The organism is Acinetobacter sp. MB5 (genome assembly GCF_003261585.1).
In the GTDB taxonomy this organism is placed as follows: Bacteria; Pseudomonadota; Gammaproteobacteria; order Pseudomonadales; family Moraxellaceae; genus Acinetobacter.
Window position 1 is genome coordinate 48,643 of the sequence record NZ_POVU01000005.1, and the last position, 18,816, is coordinate 67,458.

General features: G+C 39.7%; 19 protein-coding genes. 12 read left to right on the top strand and 7 right to left on the bottom strand.

Translation table 11 applies throughout. The annotated features are described in order from the left end of the window. Window positions 1-13: 13 nt before the first annotated feature. The 6 genes from xseB to C1A47_RS08130 form a co-directional block, all read right to left on the bottom strand. Window positions 14-208: an exodeoxyribonuclease VII small subunit gene (xseB, locus tag C1A47_RS08105; protein ID WP_111894212.1), complete on the bottom strand. Its 195-nt coding sequence runs from the start codon at window positions 206-208 to the stop codon at window positions 14-16. Continuing rightward, a complete protein-coding gene (gene xseA / locus C1A47_RS08110) occupies window positions 198-1,466 on the bottom strand; it encodes an exodeoxyribonuclease VII large subunit (RefSeq protein WP_111894214.1) in 1,269 nt (422 codons plus the stop codon). Before xseA ends, xseB begins: the two co-directional genes overlap by 11 nt. Before the next feature lie 254 nt (window positions 1,467-1,720). Then, the gene (locus C1A47_RS08115; RefSeq protein WP_111894216.1) at window positions 1,721-2,755 is read right to left on the bottom strand and encodes a hypothetical protein; all 1,035 of its coding nucleotides are present in this window, start codon (window positions 2,753-2,755) and stop codon (window positions 1,721-1,723) included. Between the two features lie 152 nt (window positions 2,756-2,907). Continuing rightward, complete coding sequence (locus tag C1A47_RS08120; protein WP_111894218.1) at window positions 2,908-3,393, bottom strand: hypothetical protein; 486 nt, start codon at window positions 3,391-3,393, stop codon at window positions 2,908-2,910. 96 nt (window positions 3,394-3,489) lie between these two features. Next, window positions 3,490-3,783, bottom strand: coding sequence for a hypothetical protein (locus C1A47_RS08125; protein WP_111894220.1), 294 nt, complete (start codon window positions 3,781-3,783; stop codon window positions 3,490-3,492). A gap of 11 nt (window positions 3,784-3,794) precedes the next feature. Continuing rightward, on the bottom strand, window positions 3,795-4,604 hold the full coding sequence (locus tag C1A47_RS08130; RefSeq protein ID WP_111894223.1) for a DUF4145 domain-containing protein: 810 nt from the start codon (window positions 4,602-4,604) through the stop codon (window positions 3,795-3,797). 244 nt (window positions 4,605-4,848) lie between these two features. Between C1A47_RS08130 and C1A47_RS08135 the strand changes: the two genes are divergently transcribed. From C1A47_RS08135 to C1A47_RS08160, 6 genes are all read left to right on the top strand, one after another. After that, entirely contained in the window at window positions 4,849-5,508 is a 660-nt protein-coding gene (locus C1A47_RS08135; RefSeq protein WP_111894225.1) for a hypothetical protein, read from the top strand. Between the two features lie 105 nt (window positions 5,509-5,613). After that, a complete protein-coding gene (locus C1A47_RS08140) occupies window positions 5,614-7,287 on the top strand; it encodes a terminase (RefSeq protein ID WP_111894227.1) in 1,674 nt (557 codons plus the stop codon). A gap of 14 nt (window positions 7,288-7,301) precedes the next feature. Beyond that, entirely contained in the window at window positions 7,302-9,548 is a 2,247-nt protein-coding gene (locus tag C1A47_RS08145) for a hypothetical protein (protein ID WP_111894229.1), read from the top strand. Between the two features lie 88 nt (window positions 9,549-9,636). Further along, window positions 9,637-9,909: a hypothetical protein gene (locus C1A47_RS08150; RefSeq protein ID WP_111894232.1), complete on the top strand. Its 273-nt coding sequence runs from the start codon at window positions 9,637-9,639 to the stop codon at window positions 9,907-9,909. Between the two features lie 375 nt (window positions 9,910-10,284). After that, window positions 10,285-10,902 (top strand): hypothetical protein, encoded by a 618-nt coding sequence (locus C1A47_RS08155; RefSeq protein ID WP_111894234.1) that lies wholly within the window; start codon window positions 10,285-10,287, stop codon window positions 10,900-10,902. A 369-nt stretch (window positions 10,903-11,271) separates the two neighbouring features. Beyond that, a complete protein-coding gene (locus tag C1A47_RS08160) occupies window positions 11,272-11,484 on the top strand; it encodes a hypothetical protein (RefSeq protein WP_111894237.1) in 213 nt (70 codons plus the stop codon). 215 nt (window positions 11,485-11,699) lie between these two features. Here C1A47_RS08160 and C1A47_RS08165 read toward each other — a convergent pair whose 3' ends face one another. Beyond that, a complete protein-coding gene (locus C1A47_RS08165) occupies window positions 11,700-12,650 on the bottom strand; it encodes a hypothetical protein (protein WP_111894530.1) in 951 nt (316 codons plus the stop codon). Window positions 12,651-13,223: 573 nt separating this feature from the next. On the opposite strand from C1A47_RS08165, the gene C1A47_RS08175 reads away from it, so the two are divergent. From C1A47_RS08175 to C1A47_RS08200, 6 genes are all read left to right on the top strand, one after another. Continuing rightward, window positions 13,224-14,258, top strand: coding sequence for a hypothetical protein (locus tag C1A47_RS08175; RefSeq protein ID WP_111894243.1), 1,035 nt, complete (start codon window positions 13,224-13,226; stop codon window positions 14,256-14,258). A 26-nt stretch (window positions 14,259-14,284) separates the two neighbouring features. Next, complete coding sequence (locus C1A47_RS08180) at window positions 14,285-15,571, top strand: DUF4043 family protein (RefSeq protein ID WP_111894246.1); 1,287 nt, start codon at window positions 14,285-14,287, stop codon at window positions 15,569-15,571. Between the two features lie 66 nt (window positions 15,572-15,637). Further along, on the top strand, window positions 15,638-16,114 hold the full coding sequence (locus C1A47_RS08185) for a hypothetical protein (RefSeq protein WP_111894249.1): 477 nt from the start codon (window positions 15,638-15,640) through the stop codon (window positions 16,112-16,114). Window positions 16,115-16,189: 75 nt separating this feature from the next. Continuing rightward, on the top strand, window positions 16,190-17,065 hold the full coding sequence (locus C1A47_RS08190; RefSeq protein WP_111894252.1) for a RyR domain-containing protein: 876 nt from the start codon (window positions 16,190-16,192) through the stop codon (window positions 17,063-17,065). After that, window positions 17,065-17,739, top strand: coding sequence for a hypothetical protein (locus tag C1A47_RS08195; protein ID WP_111894254.1), 675 nt, complete (start codon window positions 17,065-17,067; stop codon window positions 17,737-17,739). The genes C1A47_RS08190 and C1A47_RS08195 overlap by 1 nt, the downstream gene beginning before the upstream one ends. A gap of 40 nt (window positions 17,740-17,779) precedes the next feature. Next, window positions 17,780-18,814 (top strand): BspA family leucine-rich repeat surface protein, encoded by a 1,035-nt coding sequence (locus C1A47_RS08200; RefSeq protein ID WP_111894257.1) that lies wholly within the window; start codon window positions 17,780-17,782, stop codon window positions 18,812-18,814. Window positions 18,815-18,816: the final 2 nt, after the last annotated feature.

The following is an 18,816-nucleotide window of genomic DNA, read 5'->3' on the forward strand; positions in this document are numbered from 1 at the left end:
AAGGATTTCATCATTATTCCTTAAATGTCTCATCCAAAGCCTGTTGCACCGCTTCAACACGTGATTTACAGGCTTTATAAGCATCCATCGATTCTTCAACGATTTTCATCAAATTATCAATATCAGGTTCTTCCTGAGACTCAAGCAACTCAGCATTGCGTTTTAAAATGTCATAACCTTCTTTAAAGCTTAGTTCTTTATCTGTCATTTGAAATTACCTGTGTAACATGAGCTTCAATTACGCCGTCTTGTATTTCGACGGAAATAGATGAATCTGAAATCTGTTGAATGGATCGAATAGCTTTACCGTTTGAACGGACAATACCGTAACCCTTAGACATCACTTGCTTTGGGTTCTGCAGCAGAGTTTCTCTCAAAAGTGATTCAATTTGTGAGGATGCGGTCTTTAATTGCTGTTGAGCTAAATACTGCATGCGTTCTTTAGATTGATCTAAAGCTTTATTGCCAGTATTCAACTGAGCTTGAGCCAGAGTTTTAATGACCTTGATAAGCTGATCATTCTGGCTTTGATACGCCGTGATTTGATGATGAGATAGTAGCTTAATCGTTTGCAAGTAAGCCTGTGCTTCCTGAACACGCTCAACAATATGGTTTCTGATTCCAGCGATGACCTTACTTGGTGTGTCAAAAGAACGATGAGCAACTTCATCTAAAATCGTTTTGTCTTTCTCATGTCCAATACCAACCCAAATAGGTACTGAGCGTTTACAGAGTAGGGCAGCAAGATCGTAATCATTCAAATAAGCCAAGTCATTAACGGTGCCACCACCGCGAATAATCACGATAAGATCTGGCGGAGCTTGGAAATCTTTGACCCATTGGCGCAGGCCAGCACCTAAAGACTCCATAATACTGGTTGCCGCAGTATTCCCCTGGAAAGTCGCCGTATGATAAACAAAATGACAAACGCCCGATCTCTCTAAAGCATCAGCATCCTTTTTGAAATCTCCTAAACCTGCAGCATTTTCAGGAGCAATCACCAGAACATTCTGAATATCAAAAGGAGCAGGGAGAGACTTATTCTTGTTTATTAATAACTCTTGGGTTAGACGTTCAATGATTTGCTGATAACGCTTTGCAATGTCGCCTAAGGTAAATGCTGAATCAATGTCTTCAACATTTACCGAAAAACCATACTGAGGGTCAAACTTAGCTCTAATCTTGATGAGCACGTTTAGATCACGTGCTAGCTCAATACCGCTTTCACGCTCAAACTTCATAACAATTTTGGCGGCCGTGAATTTCCATATCGTGGCTTTACAACTTGCAATGACTTTATCTGTCTCAGCTTCTTTTTCTGCAAGCTCCAAATAATAGTGGCCAGATTTGATACTTAAATTACGGATCTCTGCCTTTACCCAAACAGGCTCATTGAAAGTGATTTGAATCACTTCCTGAACTGTAGATAAGTATTGGCTTAGGGATAACTGAAACTCTTCAGACATAAGAATAGAAATTTATAGCATTGCACTAATACTAAAGCTCAAACATTACAGAGTACAATGTGATTTCAACCTAAAAATAACACTTTTGAAAATGAACATTATCTTTTCCTTGTAGTGGCTCAAACCATTATCCAAATCGTTATTGTGTACTCTTAATTAATTGGATGAAAGATAATTGACCCAAAAAGGTAAGTGTGCTTCAGGAATGAGTAAGCCTACCTCTAGGGATAGGCTCTGCAGGTGATATTTAGTTATTATTCATCATCAGTTTCATCAATATTTTCTGCACCAATAATTCTTGATTCCTTATATCTTCCATTTAGGGTCAGTGTTTGAATTTTTAAAAAAATCTTAGCGTACTTCCATTCAGCCTGTTGTATAAGCTGTAGATTCTTTTGATCTAGAGAGTCATTTTCCAGAACACTCATCAACTCTTTATTATCAGAAACTCTTTGCAACCGAATCTTCCGGCTTGCCGCATTTGATGAGTCAACTTCTAGCACACGGTACCAATCGTCAATACGAATTGGCTCCCATCTCGACTTTGGAGTAATAGACAATTCCTTAGCAACATCACCAGGAATAGAAACAACTTTTTGAATTTCAGCCTGATCCGCATCTTGTACACTTTTCAATATTGATGTGTTCGTTTCAATCGCATGTTGTTCCATTCTTTTAATTCGCGGATCGAATTGATTGGCTTTAGCCATTACTTCAGCAAATTTCTCATTTTGTGCTGCGAATAACTTGATGGTTTCTAAGCGTTCTTTTCTATCTTCTGTATGTTTCTGTTGTTCTAATTCTGCCTCACGAGCTTCTTTTTTTGAGGTCAAAATCTGTTGAAGAAAGTTCTTCCCAAAGTACAAAACCAAGCAGGATAAGATAATCACAACAGCTTGAGTTGGGCTCATTTTACCAGCGGTACTCTCTACAAGTTTAAGACCAATGTCAGTTAAGTTTATATCGTAAGTTGAAGAACCATCTTCAACTTTAACTTCTATTTCTAAATCTTGGCGTTCAGTCTTTGTTAAACATTGAGTAGCTTCAGTATCATATTTAATCATTGCATATGATTTATAAATGCCAGACTGCAAATCAAGAAAACCATTCATAATTGAAGGGGTAATAGTCTGATGGTACTTTTCTCCTTCAACATGCATATGGTAAGTTGGCCAACCATCAAATTCCAAATTTACATGATCAGTGTTAATTTTATTATTCAATATCAAATCAAGTAGTTCAATAGCCTGATCTTCATTGCTAATAACAAATTTTTCTAAGGCTGACATTTATATCCTCTAGTAAGGTAATCTCTATCAATTTAAATTTCTACATCTGATTTGCAATTTCAGACTTTTAAATTGATAGAGGTTTATTGTAAATATGTATATAATTTAAATATTTATATACATGGTTGCTATTGGGTTTTAATTTTAATTAATTATGCATTAATTGGGATTAACTGCAATTCCCATTGATTTCCAAAACGCTCGTTCAGATAGTTTTCAATACCAATTCTAGCTTTTTCAAAATGAATAGTTTTTAGTAGAACGGCATTAGTCCCTGTGGATATACCATATTTTGTAATGCCATTCTCTGCATCACGAGATGTTGTTGTATTAGTTAATAAGACTAGAGCTTTATCATTTCGAATAACACGATCAATGTCTTTTAATTTTGGTGCTATTTCTGTAGGAATGGTTATTTGAACTACATGATAAGGATCAAGAGATACTGATTCAATAATATAGTCTACACCGCGAGTCATTCCACCACTGAAACATTGAGCTGTGTCATCTGCTGATCCAAAATCATCAAATAAACCATTCTTAATAGCTTCCTGACGAGAATCAGTTGTTATCATGTCTCCCTCACCGTCAGAAATTAGATAGCAATTATCAGGATATAGTTTGATTAAATATGACATATACTAGGCCTTCAATATTTTCAATTATTAGTGTTTTGTATAATTTAGATATGGTCATGGAACAACCAAATTTTGGCAAGTTATTTTTGAAGAATGTTAATTCTTTCTTGGTCTACCTCCTCGGTTTTTTATGCTTATTTTTAGAATTGGAATAACAACATTTGGATCATAAAGTTTCTTACGTTGGCTACCTACATTGAATGAATCGATCTTTTCAGAAATGGCCTCTCTCGACATTTGAAATCGTTTAGTGAGCCATGCTAAATCGACAAGATCAGGATATTGTTCAGTTTCTAAAGCAATAACTGTCGCGCCGTGTATTGTATCTCCAAGGCATAATCTAGGTGGTGATTCGCTTTCTACAGTGATGAGATATTTTTGTTTGAACATTTCTGTAGCTTCTATTTCCTAAGTTGCTGTCTATGAGCTCTAGTAAGAGGGGCTTTGGTATCATTTATAATTTTTACTATTTCATTAACTGTATCTTTTTCTGGATATAGTTTTTTTAGTAAGTCATCAATAATTTGAAATGAATCGAATAATTCATCGAAATTAATAGTATTGTCTTCATGACTGCCTGTATTCCCAATATATTTTATAGCTAACATCGAGTCCTTATATGGATAAAGATCATTACTAGGACTCATGTTCTGTATTCTGTTATGAAGTGAAATGAAGTCACCTTTAGTAGTTTGGGATTTAATTCCAAATTCTGTTGCTAAAATTTCAATTGCTATTCTAATTTTATTTGCTGCAGCACTTGGAGAATTTGGAGTAAGGCTAAAGGCTTCAATTATTATTTGCTTAACATCTTCAGGTGTTTTTTGTGGAATATTAAAAAAGTGAAGTGTTGGGTAAAAAAATTTGGGGTAAAAAATATCAATGTATTCAATCTCACATGGGCAAGAATAACCATGTTCATCTGTGTAAAAGTCAGTATATTCCTCAATCACAGAACCAGATCCAGAAGTTACAATTATCTCACCACATTTTGGGTTGACGCATTTTAATGTACCAGTATAAGTATATTTCATCCATTCTGGCTCAAAATAATCATTCTGATTTCGTTCCAATACACTAGAAACCTGTTCTTTCTGAAGCCATGTTGACTGATCCAAAATTAACGTAGGCTTATGGCATTCTGGGCAATTAAATGGAACGTCACTCTCTTTGTTGAACGACTTTAAAAAATTTTTATAGTTTTCAAACATTATTTAGTACTACCTTTCCCGTAAGTTGTTTAGTTTATTGCTTACTTATCTTAAATTGAACTTTCCCAATATACCCAAAAAAGAGATATAGAACCTATCAAAGAATCTAAAATAAAAATGAAGTTCTTTTTTTTTAATAGAGTTTGTATCTTTCAATCTTTTAAGACATTTAACCACCCCCTCTAAGGCATGACCGCCGTGCAATAAATCAATGATCATTAAGCCCAAATGAGGTTTAGTGATCATGTCAGAAAAGAAAGTAATTGATTGGGAAAAGATCGAGCTTGATTATCGGGCTGGTGTAAAGTCATTGCGCGAAATTGCAGCTGAACATGACATTTCAGATGGTGCAATTCGTAAACGAGCAAAGCGCGATGATTGGTCCCGTGATTTATCCGCAAAAATTAATGCAAAAGCGGAGGATTTGGTACGCAAAGAGTTGGTACGCAGTGAAGTACGCACCCAAACCGCTATTTCAGAAAAAGAAACGATTGATGCTAATGCACATCAACAAGCCGCCGTAAGACTCTCTCAGCGCAAAGACATCCAGCGTTCACGTTCCATTGCCATGCAACTATTTGATGAGCTCGAACATCAAGTCGGTGTTGCAAATGTAGAGCTACTGGAAGATCTGGGCGAATTGATGCGTGATGAGGATGAAAAAGGCCAGGATAAACTCAACGACATTTACCACAAGATCATTTCATTACCTGGTCGTGTGAAGTCCATGAAGGATCTGAGCGATACGCTTAGAACTTTGATTGCGTTAGAACGTCAGGCATTTGGATTAGACGATAAAGAAAATACTGCAGTCGATCCGCTTCAATCTCTACTTAACCGCATTGCCCAAGGTAATAACTCTGCATTTTCACCAGTTGCGGAGGACAAAGACTATGCGAATTAAGCACATGTACGTGAATCTGACGCATGATTACCTTGCTCAAAACAATTTCATGCACGTACACGCGCCTATTTCACCTCTATTTCGCACAGAATGGGGTGAAATGGCGTGATTTATAATACAGAACTCAAACCCTTACCAACCAATGAACAAGAACTAGAGCGCTGTTTGGCTGATCCTAAGTGGCGTATTTTTAGTGGTTGCCTGTACAAGATCAAAATTAAAGGGGATGACTTCCGGGATGAGTACGGCGTATTGCAAGAAGCAGATACGTTTGAATTGCCATTTAAGCCCAATGATGCTCAGGTTAGATTCTTAGATCGATTGTGGTACCGCAATATTATTCTTAAAGCACGTCAGTTGGGTTTCACAACACTGATTTGTATTCTATGGCTTGATCATGCCTTATTTAACGCCAATCAGAATTGCGGCATCATCGCCCAGGATCTTCCAACCGTATTCAATATCTTTAAAGACAAGATTAAATTTGCGTACGATAGTTTACCGCCTGAGATCCGTGAGCGTTTCCCACTTAAAACCTGCAATAAATCAGAAATGGAATTTGCACACAACGGTTCAACCATCCGTGTAGCAACCTCATTCCGTTCAGGTACCATTCACCGTCTGCATATTTCTGAGTTTGGTAAGATCTGTGCCACCGATCCAGCCAAAGATGACGAGGTGATTACTGGTTCCATTCCAACCGTACCAACCAATGGTGTACTTGTCATCGAATCAACGGCGGAAGGTCGTAACGGTTCATTCTATCAGATGGTTCAAATCGCCCAAGCAAACTATGCAGCGCGTAAGAAACTAGGTCTTAAAGACTATCGCTTCCATTTCTATGCCTGGTGGCAAGAACCTAAGTATCGTCTCGATGCATCAAGCGTTCATATTTCGCATGAAGATCACCAAAACTTTGATGAGATAGAGGAAAAAGTTAAGCAAGAGATGGGCATTGAATGCCATCTTGATCCTGATCAACGTGCTTGGTACGTCATTACTCGCGATAACGACCTGAAAGGCGATCAAGCGAAAATGTGGCAGGAATATCCATCATTCCCTGAAGAAGCTTTCCAAGTGGCCAAAGACGGCAACTACTATGCCAAAGATATGCTGAAGCTAAGAAAGCGTGGTGGCGTGTGTTCTGTTGAAGTTCTAGATATACCAGTAAACACCTTTTGGGATATTGGGAACAGTGATGGCTGTTTTATCTGGTATCACCAATTAATGAATCAACAAGATCGTTTTATTAATTGTTATGAAGCACACGGCGAAAACCTACAGCATTATGTGGCGGAGCTTACCAGTCATGGTTATGTATTTGGTACTCATTATTTACCGCATGATGCAGCACATCGACGTTTAGGTGATTTCAATAAATCTACACTAGAACAATTAGAAGATTTATTACCTGGTCATAATTTTGTGATTGTTCCTCGAATCACACTGTTGAATACAGGCATTCAATTAACTCGCAAGTGCATGAAAAACTACTGGTTTGATGAAAAGCGGTGTGACTTGGGTATTAAACGTATCGAAGGCTATCAGAAGAAATTCTCCAAATCAGAAAAACGCTTTATTGATGAACCCAACAAAGCCAATGGCTGTTCTGAAGGTGCAGATGCACTACGTCAGCATGCACAAGCCAAAGAATCAGGACTATTGGACGATTACGTCTATACGGCTAGCCAAAATCCTTATGGCCAAAGTACAAATAGCAGCAACCAAACCAAACAGCACGGTTATGTAGAAGCACCTGCACCTGACTGGCGACTTTAGAGAGATTTTTTAGCATGATTGAAGAACAACAAGGCACACAAGATCAGGATGATGTTGAGGATCTGCTCACAGTTGATGAGTTGACTGAGATTATGAATGAGATCCAGGAACAACCAGCATGGCGATCTATTGCAGATAAAGAAATGGATTATGCCGATGGTAACCAGCTTGATAGTGAATTACTGAAACGAATGCAGCAGATTGGTATTCCTCCAGCAATTGAGGACATGATTGGTCCAGCACTTTTATCTGTTGAAGGATTTGAGCTACAAACACGTACCGACTGGCGTGTAAAAGCCAATGGTGATGATGGTGATGACGTTGCCGATGCACTCAACTATAAGCTGAACTTGGCTGAGAAGCAGTCTAAGGCCGATAAAGCCTGTAGTGATGCGTTTCGTACTCAAATTGCTTGTGGTCTTGGCTGGGTTGAAGTAAAGCGTGAGCAAGATCCGTTTAAGTTCCCATATCGCTGTGTTGTTGTACGCCGTAATGAAATTCATTGGGATATGAAAGCCAGTGAACCTGATTTAAGTGATGCGCGTTGGTTACGCCGTACACGCTGGGTTCATCCTAAGCGTTTGGTTCAGGCATTTCCGATGCACAAGGATCTGATTGAAACAGTTGGGCGTTATGGTGGTTCATGGTGGCAGCAAGATCTATCCGTGTTGGATGGTGGCGGTATGAGCACCAATCTAAACAATGCATGGCTTGAAGCACGTTCATATACGATCAGTGAGCAGTACTGGTACAACCCAACATCTAAAGAAATGAATATTGCCGAGGTTTGGTATCGCCGTTGGGTAAAAGTACCTGTATTGAAATTCTATGATGGTCGTGTGGTTGAGTACGATGATGGCAATATTGCACATGCAATCGCGATTGTGCAGGGCATGGCTACAGTGGAACAGGCAACTATCTCGAAAGTACGGCGTTCCTATTGGTTAGGCCCACATTGTTTGCATGATAGCCCTTCACCATATTTGCATCATTATTTCCCATATGTGCCATTTTGGGGATTTAAAGAAGATAACACGGGTGTACCTTATGGCTTTGTACGCCGTATGAAGTACAACCAGGATAGCATCAATAGCGGTATCTCTAAGTTACGTTGGGGTATGAGTGTTACGCGTGTCGAGCGTACCAAAGGTGCTGTAGCGATGACGGATGAGCAGTTACGCCGTCAGGTTGCACGTCCAGATGCCGATATTATTCTTGATGCAAACCATATGCAGAAACCAGGTGCGCGTTTTGATGTGAAGCGTGACTTTGATTTATCTCAGCAGCATTTCCAATTACTCAATGACAACCGTGCAGCCATCGAGCGTGTCAGTAATATCACATCAGGTTTTCAGGGTAAGAAAGGCAATGCCAATTCAGGCAAGCAAGAACAGCTGCAGATTGAGCAATCGAATCAAACCTTGATGAAGATCATGGATAATTTCCGCGAAGCACGGACGTTAATGGGTGAAATGCTTTTATCTATGATTGTTGAAGATTTTGGTACTCGTCCGCATACCATCAAGATTAAAGGTGATGCTGTACGTGATGAGCGTGAGATTATGATCAATAAGCCCGAAGTGGACGAACTTGGTTATCCTTATATGTCGAATGATGTGCAGCGCGTTCGTTTGAAAGTCATTCTTGATGATGTACCAAGTACCAGCACGTTCAAAGAGCAGCAGCTTAATTCATTGTCTGAGGTCACTAAATCATTACCTGCCAATATTCAAACGGCGGTATTACCTTACGTTATGGCGCTTACGGATATTCCGTACAAGAAGGAAATTATTGACTCAATTAAACAAGCCAGCCAAGCACAGACACCTGAGCAAATCCAACAGCAGATCCAAGAAGCCGTTAAGCAAGCACTGGCCAATGCAGGTAATGAGATTAAATTGCGTGAGCTGGAGATTAAAGAACGTAAGGCTGGCAGTGAGATCAGGGAAATTGATGCACGTTCAGTACAGATCGGTGTACAAGCGGCTTATTCTGCAATGCAAGCAGGTGCTCAGGTCGCTCAAATGCCGCAGATTGCACCTATTGCCGATGAGGTGATGAAAGGAGCAGGGTATCAACGTCCTAACCCAATGGGTGATGATCCAAACTATCCTACGCCATCCAACGTACAGGTTGCACCTAACCAACAGATGCCGCAGGTACATGAGAATACTAATCCGATGTATCCTCCTGTGCCACAGCATGCAGGTACAGGGATGCAGGGTATTGAAACTCAACGGACTGGTGATAATTTGCAGTAAATTTCATATTTCTGAATATATAAATGTGATATTTATAGTTTTGTACCTATCAATGGTGATAGGTACTTTTACTATAAGGATAAATATCGTGTTTAATCATAAAGAAATTCAAGATTTGATCGAAGATACTAAAAAATTGCGTGATCAATATAAGCAACAACTTGAAGGTTTCAAAAATACAAAACCAGCAGATTTGGAGGGTGAAGAATTTATAGTTGCAGATGCAAAAGCACAAGGAAGTCCATTAGATCTCGATCAAATTTATAACGAAATAAAAGATGGTTATGAGCAAACCATTAAATCCTTTGAGGACACGATTCAGAGATGGACTGATGTATTGAGTGGTAAAAATACCCTGTAAGGCATGAGTGATTTGTTATATTCACTAATAATCAAGGCAAGCATGATCGCTTGTCTTTTTTATATGACAGTTAATGTGAGATTTTTGGCACATGTTTCGAGATTTTTTTACAGGCTTTTCATTTCAGAAAATTAACAATGAAAATGTCCCTAGTTGGATTTATAGAGTTTTCAATCTTCTTCACTTCATGTCTATGAAACATAAAAAATTTAGAAAATATCGATCTAAAACCTCAGAATCTAGAGCGTATCAAAACTTATGCCGTTGTTATCAATAGCGTGATTAAGATGTAACAAGTGAAAATGTGGTCTTGAATAAACCTCACAATATATTGAAAATTGAGGATACAAGAATTTAGAGTTGCAGGCACAAACAATGGCAATATCCACACTTATAACAATATTAGGGATTATCGCTTTAGTGATTTATTTCAGGCTTAGCTCCAAAAACCGTCAATGGCATTTGGATAAAAACGGAGTTATGAATCACAATCGAATTGAGTACACACCATTTTTTAAAATTGATGAACAAGACTTCCAGTGGATACCTGACGTTGTAAAAAAATACTTTCCCGAAGGTCATTGTACTGTGAAGAAATACGGCAGTGGGGCGAAAAATATTCTGATCGTAAACAGCTCTATTTATTATCACCAATACTTAATCCGTGAAGAAGGTACAGATGAATTGCTACTGCATGGCTGGGGTACTATTATGGACAGTATATGGTATGTAGAGATGCGTGATAACAATAGCTACTGCATGTATCTGTTTCGACCATGCGAGCTTTTGGTGGAAAATCATTACGTGTTTTTTAAAGGCAGATTCGTGGAAGGTACAATTGCTGACTTGAAGAAAGGTTTTGATGCATGGCAGGCAGCGCAAAAGGATTTTGTGAAAAAGCATCAAGATAGTATTAATATACTAAAAAACAATATCATCGCAAATCAAAAGCAGTATGACACAGAGGTTTATAAGCACCCTGAATATCATTAATTTTCCACAATCTCAGAAGAACAAAAATTACTTAATGCTGCTAGTTATGGTAATCGGATTGATCAATGGAAATCTTAACTTAGTTTCGTGTGGGAACTACCGTACCATAGAATTATTGCTAGAAATTTTACGTGGTCCGAATGTAGGTAGTGATCTGACAGATAAAGCACGTGTCAAGCTATCTGAATTAGTGGATACAATTTAATCTTATCGATTCTATTGGGTGCAGAAATCTCTGTACCCATGACTTATTAACCTCTTTGTTTGATTGTTTGGAAGTTTTTGCAATAATATTACAGGCTATTTTTAATTAGAATTTCTTATATGAATAGTAAATGATGTTAAATTTCAATAATATAAAGGAAAGTTATGAATAACAAAGATTATAATGGAAAAGACTTTAATCGCTTAGATAAAGTAGATAAAGATGCTGATTTCTTTGGTTTATTTTTCTTACTGGTTAAAGCTTTTATCATTTTATATGTTTTAAGTTGGGTGCTAAATAAAGTAGTTTATTATTATCTTGTTTTTTATCATAATTTTATAGAACCTATAGTCTCTTTCTTTAAACATTTGTTTTGAAAACAAAAAATTAATTGATATCTGTTAAGTTCTGTAGCACCTTCTATATCAATTATCTTATTAGAACCAGATAGCGCCGTAGACTATGAATCTATAACAAGTTAAATTGATATTGTTCTGAAAGCAGGGCTGATGTATTCGCAAGAACGAGATAACCCATAAAAGGCTTAGAGTAGGAATAAAGACCACCTTCGGGTGGTTTTTTAATATGGTACTTAACGAAGATTAAGTGACTTATACATTCGATCATTAATGGATGACGTGATGTAATTGAAATCTGATATACCAAGAATACAAACCAATAATCGGCAAATTAAATTTCGCATTTCTAGTGTGGCATTTTTATGTTTTTTATCAAACTGATTACCCCCATAAAGCGAAAAACCTAGTGGTTCATCAAAAAATAGAGATTCATGCATTGTATCATTTCGAACAGTTGATATCTCTGAGTTTTTACCGCAAGTAATAGCCCAATCGGGAATAGTAATATTAAATTGGTTGCACATCCATTGAACACGGGCACCATGAGGCATTGTACGCTCAGGTTTAGTATCTGCTTTTTCAACTACAAGCTTGTAGCACGTGTCCAGTACCATGTATAGATATTGAAACCGCTCGAATGGAAGGCTACTTGGATATTGTGCTAGAAATAATGTATGGATGACAGCCGTAACTCGCTTTGTAGTGCGAGAGTTACCACGTTCTGATTCTAGATAATCTAAAGCTAATTTAATCACATCTTCTAGTGAGCAAGGGTACAGTATAAAGTCTACAAGCGTTTCTGGCTTGATCGGTGTAGCATCAAGAAATCCCCCTTTAGTTATGGTCGTCAACCGCATACCAGTAAAAAATGATAAGCACCATACAACAAAATCAAGATCTTCTGGATTCTCATTCTTATAGAGAGTTAATACATGGGTTTTTGGTAAACTAAAAACACGTTCGCTATAGGGCAGAGGTGTAGTTTCTCCACTAGCAATATCTATTTTTTGTTGAAAACCAGCATATATCCAATTTTTTTGTGTATTTGGGTGCTGAGTAATGAATGTCACTTTCTTTTCATGCTCAGGTAATGTCTTTACACTGAATCTCTCATTATCTATGTCTAAAGGCTTTGGATAGAAACCAAACTCAGCCGAAATCCCATCAGTTTGTTCTATTGTCATTATTTTTGTTTCCTTCTTCATTTGAACCAATACCCCTGTAAGGCTAACAGTTTTTTGGTATCCACATGCATATTTAATTGAACAAATTCAACGGTAAAATAAGCATGAAATACATACCAACTCTCCCAAATTTTTTTGGTGCATTTGCTATTACCTTATCTATCTTTATTATGCTTCTAATTATTAAGTCATTAATTTTGAAAGTAATGAATCTCTTTGGTGTGCATGCAAGTTTGGACATCTATATTCCTAGCTGGGTGCTCATGTTAGCGACAACAATCACGCATATTGTGATTTACTATGGTTTTAAACTTGAGTTTGTTGTGAAAAAAAGGTGTATCGAAAATTGATACTCAGCAAAACAACATAAAGACCTCAGTCGATGAACGATTGAGGTTTTTTATGGGTGAAAAAGGTAAGAATTATTAAAAAAAAAGCTCTCCCCCTGTAAGGCTAACGCCCTCTGTATTAAATCCTTGAAACTTTCCTCATGTTGAGCAATCAGCAGCTAAACGCTAGATAACTCTAGCCATTCAGACCTTAGCGGCTACAGCGATAAGTAGTAGGAAAGACATGGATATTACAGAGCAACAAAACGAGTTGATTGAAGCTAACGGTGGTAAAGCATCACCTGAACTTGCAGCGCAGCTTTTAGAGCAAGCGTTAAATGGCGATACCGCAAATGCGGAAGAAGGTAGCCAGCCAGCAGCTACCCAAGTACAGACAGAAGTAACACCTCCAATCGAAGGCGAAGGCAATACGCAGAATGCTGGAACACAGGCACAACAGCAGCCAATTGATGAAAGTCAATTAAATGCTGAAAACGCCGTGGTAATGGCAAAAGATGGGAAACATACCATTCCTTTTGAAAAGCTTGTAGAAGCACGTTCACAAGGTCAGGAGTGGAAGCAAAAGTTTGATGAGGCGCAGCAACAATTAGCGCATCTTCGAGCTGAAGCACAGCAACGTCAAGAAGAAGGTCAAGCAGCAACGCTACAAGATAACCAAGCGAATCTCGCTCAGCAAGCGATTGATCAGGGTGTAGATCCTGCAATCTTTGGTGATTTCAGTGAGAAGGACTTGGCAGCAGGTATTCAAAAGCTTGTTGATGATCGTGTAGCGCAAATGGTTGACCAACGTGTGAATGCAGCACTATCACCGATGCACCAACAGCAGCAGATCAGTGCAGAGCAAGCACACTTTAATGAAATCTTTACGGCGCACCCTGATGCTGAATCTATTGTGGAATCACAAGAGTTTGGTAACTGGATTAGCAAGCAACCTAGCTTTGTTCAATCTGCGTATGAGACGGTTCTTAATCAAGGTAATGCGACTCAGGTCGTAGAACTTTTAGGATTGTACAAGTCTGAAACCCAATCAACTCAAGCTGCCCAGCCAAATAATGATGCGGTCATGGCAGCAGCGCAACAAGCTGTAAAAAAAGCTCAAACACCAGTACCACACAGCCTTACTGATTTGCCAGCAGGTTCACCAGCAGGCGTTTCTCGTGATGAGCGCGTGGCAGCAATGTCACCAGCGCAAATGCTCGAAGAAATGAGTAGTTGGTCTCCTGAACAGGTTGAAGAATTTATGAATCGCCGTGTGTAAAACAAACGTGTAGAGAGTAATTAAACATGACAAAAACGAATTCCAGTTACGGCGATAAGACCAATATGGTGACACAGGCCGTTGGCCTGTTCGCAACCAACATGCAGCGTAATAGCACCTTAAACCGCTTGGCAGGAAAAATGCCAAAAGGTGAAGCTGGTGCTGAAAATACACTGCGTAAGCAAACCAGCTCAGACATGCCGATTGTCCGTGTGCAGGATCTTGGGAAAGGTAAGGGTGATGAAGTCACTTTCCACTTACTGAACCCTGTAGGCGCGTATCCGATTATGGGCAGTGCCTATGCTGAAGGTCGTGGTGTGGGTATGTCTTTGAATGAAGACCGCTTACGTGTTAATCAGGCACGTTTCCCTGTGGACTTGGGTAACGTCATGTCACAGATTCGTAGCCCTGCGGATCTGCGTAAGCTTGGCCGTCCCGTTGCACAGAACTTGATGGATCGCTACATGGATCAATCTTCACTTGTGCATATGTGTGGTGCACGTGGTTTTCACGACAATATTGAATGGGTTGTTCCTGTTGATTCCCATAAAGATTTCAATGAGATCATGATTAACCGCGTTAAAGCGCCAACCAAAAACCGCCACTACCTTGTGGATGGTTCAGGTGTACAGCTTTTTACCACTAACTCAGGTGAAGTTGAGCTTTTAACAAGCGAACAATTTACGATGGATGTTGTGGATTCAATGAAGTCGGTTATGGATGAAATGCCATTACCACCACCAATTTGTAAGTTTGAAGGTGATGCAGCAGCCGAAGATAGCCCAATCCGCGTGTGGCTAGTTTCTCCAGCGCAATATAACAGATTTGCAGCGCAACCAGGTTTCCGTTCATTCCAGTCTGCATCACTTGCACGAGCAAGCCAAGCGAAACAACACCCGTTGTTCTTGGGTGATGTTGGTCTATGGAATGGATTTATTATCCGCAAAATGCCACGTCCAATCCGTTTCTATGCAGGTGACAAAATCCAGTACTGTGCTTCATATAACAGCGAAGTCGAATCAAGTGCCGTTGTGCCTGATAGCTTTGGTCAGAAATATGCGATTGATCGTTCTGTCATTCTTGGTGGACAGGCGCTTGCTCAAGCTTTAGCTGCAAGTGACAAGTCAGGTGTACCGTTCTTCTGGTCTGAGAAAGAGATGGACCACGGCGACAAATGGGAATTGTTGATTGGTTCAATCATGGGTACATCGAAGATCCGCTTTGATGTGAACAATGGGGATAGCAATGAGTTCACTGATTATGGCGTAACTGTTGTGGATACAGCCGTACCTTGTTTGGGTCGTGGTAAGTAATTCAATTTCGTCTAAATCCACAAGGGTTTAGGCGATTTTTACAATTTGATGGAAGGAATTTAAAACATGGCAACGATTAAGCGTACAGCATCACGTTATGGGCAGTTCGGTGGCTTATCGCCGTATGGCAACTTAACAGTATTAACCTTTTTATTGGCAACCAATGCAACAGGCCAAGTCACTGATTCAGATGCTACAACAGCACTTGCGAGTGGTGATGTGATTGATCTTGGTGAGTTACCTGAAGGTATGCGTCTCGATGATGCTCAAGCATTCATTACCACGCCAATGACAGCATCGGTAACAGGTAAGCTCGGCTTCAAATATAGCGATGGTGTCGATGTTGAAGCAGTTCCACAAGATGATGACTACTTTTGGGTAGCCGCATCACTGGCAGCAGCAGGGCGCAAACGTGCGGATGGTTCAACACAGGTGACATTACCCAAACCAGCACGTTTGATTTTAACCATTGGTGGTGCAGCAAATGCTCAAGCCAGTGACATCAAGTTCACCGTAACAGGTGAATTGACTGGTCCAAAATAATTGATGGTCTTGGTGATGTAGGTTTCAAAGCCGCTTACATCACCTTTTTTTATTCAAAATAATAAGGATGAGAAGATGAAAACTCTAGCGATTGCAATGATTTGCCACGGAATTAATGCGGCTTATTGCCAGTCTTTAGGCGATACCAGTCAACCAGCATGGGACGATGCACCAGACTGGCAGAAACAAAGCATTATTGCAGGTGTAGAAATGCACATTGCCAATCCTGACGCAACACCAGAGCAAAGCCACGAAGCTTGGTATAAGCAAAAAGAAGCTGAAGGTTGGGCATATGGCGAAGTGAAAGACGTTGAAAAGAAACTACATCCATGTTTCTTACCTTATGACGAATTACCACAAGCGCAAAAAGCCAAAGATTACTTGTTCCGCTCTACAGTACATCTTGTTAAGAATCTGCCTGACTCCGAAGATTACCTGGCATTAAGTGCGGAAGTGATCAGCTTACGTCAGAAGGCAGTAGATCAGAAGAATACTGCGATTGTTACAGCAGCAACGGCGACAACCACCATAGCGAGTGGGGTTGCTATTCAATACGTTGGTAACAAGTCACTGTTTAAAGATCATCTTTACAACTCAGCATTGACCTTCACCACAGGGCAGGTGCGTAACGTAACCAGTGATTTAGCAACCAAGTTATTGAAGCATCCTGAGTTTAAGCTTTATGTGGCTGAAAGTGATGACTCTACCGAGTCAGAACAGGCTGTTGATGATACAGCGGCAGTCCTTGCCAATGCTCAACTTGAGCAAGAAAAGAAAGACCAGGAACAAACCGCCGTCCTTGATGAAATTGATGTCGTCAATCAAATGACCAAAGATGCTTTGATTGAATATGCCTACAACAAGTATCAGCAAAAACTCAATAAGCAAAATAGCGTTGCAACTTTACGCACACAGGTTGCTGAGTTTGTTCATCAATTTGGGGTGGTGTAATGCAACTGGAGGATCTGATTCGCCGTTTCCGTGTTCAAGCCAATGACAAGGTTGAACCTTATTTCAATGAGGATGAGGACGTAATCGCGTGGCTGAACGATGCTGTAAGTGAGGCGTGTATCCGTGGGCGTTTGCTGCATGAAAGCCGAGATGATGCGGTATGCAAGATTGCTGTCATAGCAGGGGCTTCACACTATCCATTGCATCCGTCTCTTTATGAGCTAAGCCGTATTTGGTTTAAACCTGCGGATGGCTCAAGAGGTAATTCACTTTCACTGACATCGGTAGAAACACTCGATCATCTACATGGTCGTGAAAACTGGACAGAATTAACAGATTCTCCATGCTTGGCTATTCAGGATGACACAGCGATTCGTCTAGTGCCATGCCCGAATATTGATGGTGAGTTGCAACTGGAAGGCTATCGTGTGCCATTGGTGGACATGAAGGATGATACCGATGAGCCTGAGATTAACAGCTTACATCATGTGCATCTAATCCAGTGGGCTTTAGCTCAGGCATTTAGCGTACCCGATGCTGAGTTTTTTGATGCGAATCGGGCGGCAATGGCTGAACAGGCATTTACGGAATACTTTGGTCAACGTCCAGATAGCGATCTACGCCGTATTACACGCGAAGATGTGCCTCATCACGTTATCCCATTTATGCCTTAATTCATTAATTTTTAAATATTCTTTTTTGTCGAGGTAACACATGAGTGGAACTGTTAAAGGCAGTATTGTCGATCCTGATAGCAACGTCATGGCAAACTGCCAGTTATTTATGTATCGGCGAACCGATGGGGCGTTACTAGGAAGTGCTGTGAGTGATCAGAATGGTGCTTATGAACTCACACATACGGCAGAGGATGGTGAAAAGGTATTTGTAGTTTGCCTTGATAACGATGATTCACCAGATTTTGAAGGGCTTGTTCATGATCGAGTAACGATTAAGAGTAGTTCTGATGAGTCGACTGATCCTGGTGAATCGACAGATCCAGAGGTTACTTACCCTGAATCAGCAATGGTTCTACGATCTTCGAATCAGGTTGGTGAAGTAACTCTTTCGCTAAATAAAGGCACACATCAAATTGATTGGGGCGATGGAACTATAGATAGTGATGTTAATGGTGACATTACCCACACCTATACCACTTTAGCCAAGTACGACATTATTGTTGAGAAAACCTCAAATGAAGGTGGTACGAATGACAACAATACCATGGTGATGACGACTGCCATGGGTATTCAAGAAGTGGTGCAATGGTATAACCAAGGTTATGAGGTGCTTGGTTTTAATCTTAGCTCACAAACTCTGCAAGATACATTGGTCAAAGTACCGACAACTGCACCACTTGTATTCAATACACAATCTCAGATGTTTATGCGTTGTTCAGTATTCAATGACGCAAACATCATTAATTGGGATATGTCGCAATATACTGACATGAGCCTCATGTTCTTTGAATGTCATGCCTTTAACCAACCGATTGGAACATGGGACTTCAGTAATAAGGAAAATCTAGCATCGATGTTCTACAACTGTAGTAGCTTCAATCAAGATCTTGGCATGATTAATGTATCGAACGTGGCAAATATGGGTTCTATGTTCTATGGCGCTACGCTGTTTGATCAGGACTTGAGTAAGTGGTGTGTTACCAATATCACCGAAGAACCAGGATCTTTCCGTTATGGTTCTGCATTGACTGATGAGCATTGTCCAGTTTGGGGAACTTGTCCAAATGGATAATA

Excerpts from the sequence above, each read along its gene's own strand:
- C1A47_RS08155 (WP_111894234.1), top strand. The coding sequence starts at position 10,285 with ATGGCAATATCCACACTTATAACAATATTAGGGATTATCGCTTTAGTG.
- C1A47_RS08115 (WP_111894216.1), bottom strand. The coding sequence starts at position 2,755 with ATGTCAGCCTTAGAAAAATTTGTTATTAGCAATGAAGATCAGGCTATT.
- C1A47_RS08165 (WP_111894530.1), bottom strand. The coding sequence starts at position 12,650 with ATGACAATAGAACAAACTGATGGGATTTCGGCTGAGTTTGGTTTCTAT.
- C1A47_RS08190 (WP_111894252.1), top strand. The coding sequence starts at position 16,190 with ATGAAAACTCTAGCGATTGCAATGATTTGCCACGGAATTAATGCGGCT.
- C1A47_RS08185 (WP_111894249.1), top strand. The coding sequence starts at position 15,638 with ATGGCAACGATTAAGCGTACAGCATCACGTTATGGGCAGTTCGGTGGC.
- C1A47_RS08175 (WP_111894243.1), top strand. The coding sequence starts at position 13,224 with ATGGATATTACAGAGCAACAAAACGAGTTGATTGAAGCTAACGGTGGT.
- C1A47_RS08160 (WP_111894237.1), top strand. The coding sequence starts at position 11,272 with ATGAATAACAAAGATTATAATGGAAAAGACTTTAATCGCTTAGATAAA.
- xseA (WP_111894214.1), bottom strand. The coding sequence starts at position 1,466 with ATGTCTGAAGAGTTTCAGTTATCCCTAAGCCAATACTTATCTACAGTT.
- C1A47_RS08130 (WP_111894223.1), bottom strand. The coding sequence starts at position 4,604 with ATGTTTGAAAACTATAAAAATTTTTTAAAGTCGTTCAACAAAGAGAGT.
- C1A47_RS08195 (WP_111894254.1), top strand. The coding sequence starts at position 17,065 with ATGCAACTGGAGGATCTGATTCGCCGTTTCCGTGTTCAAGCCAATGAC.
- C1A47_RS08180 (WP_111894246.1), top strand. The coding sequence starts at position 14,285 with ATGACAAAAACGAATTCCAGTTACGGCGATAAGACCAATATGGTGACA.
- C1A47_RS08145 (WP_111894229.1), top strand. The coding sequence starts at position 7,302 with ATGATTGAAGAACAACAAGGCACACAAGATCAGGATGATGTTGAGGAT.
- C1A47_RS08135 (WP_111894225.1), top strand. The coding sequence starts at position 4,849 with ATGTCAGAAAAGAAAGTAATTGATTGGGAAAAGATCGAGCTTGATTAT.
- C1A47_RS08120 (WP_111894218.1), bottom strand. The coding sequence starts at position 3,393 with ATGTCATATTTAATCAAACTATATCCTGATAATTGCTATCTAATTTCT.
- C1A47_RS08200 (WP_111894257.1), top strand. The coding sequence starts at position 17,780 with ATGAGTGGAACTGTTAAAGGCAGTATTGTCGATCCTGATAGCAACGTC.
- C1A47_RS08125 (WP_111894220.1), bottom strand. The coding sequence starts at position 3,783 with ATGTTCAAACAAAAATATCTCATCACTGTAGAAAGCGAATCACCACCT.
- xseB (WP_111894212.1), bottom strand. The coding sequence starts at position 208 with ATGACAGATAAAGAACTAAGCTTTAAAGAAGGTTATGACATTTTAAAA.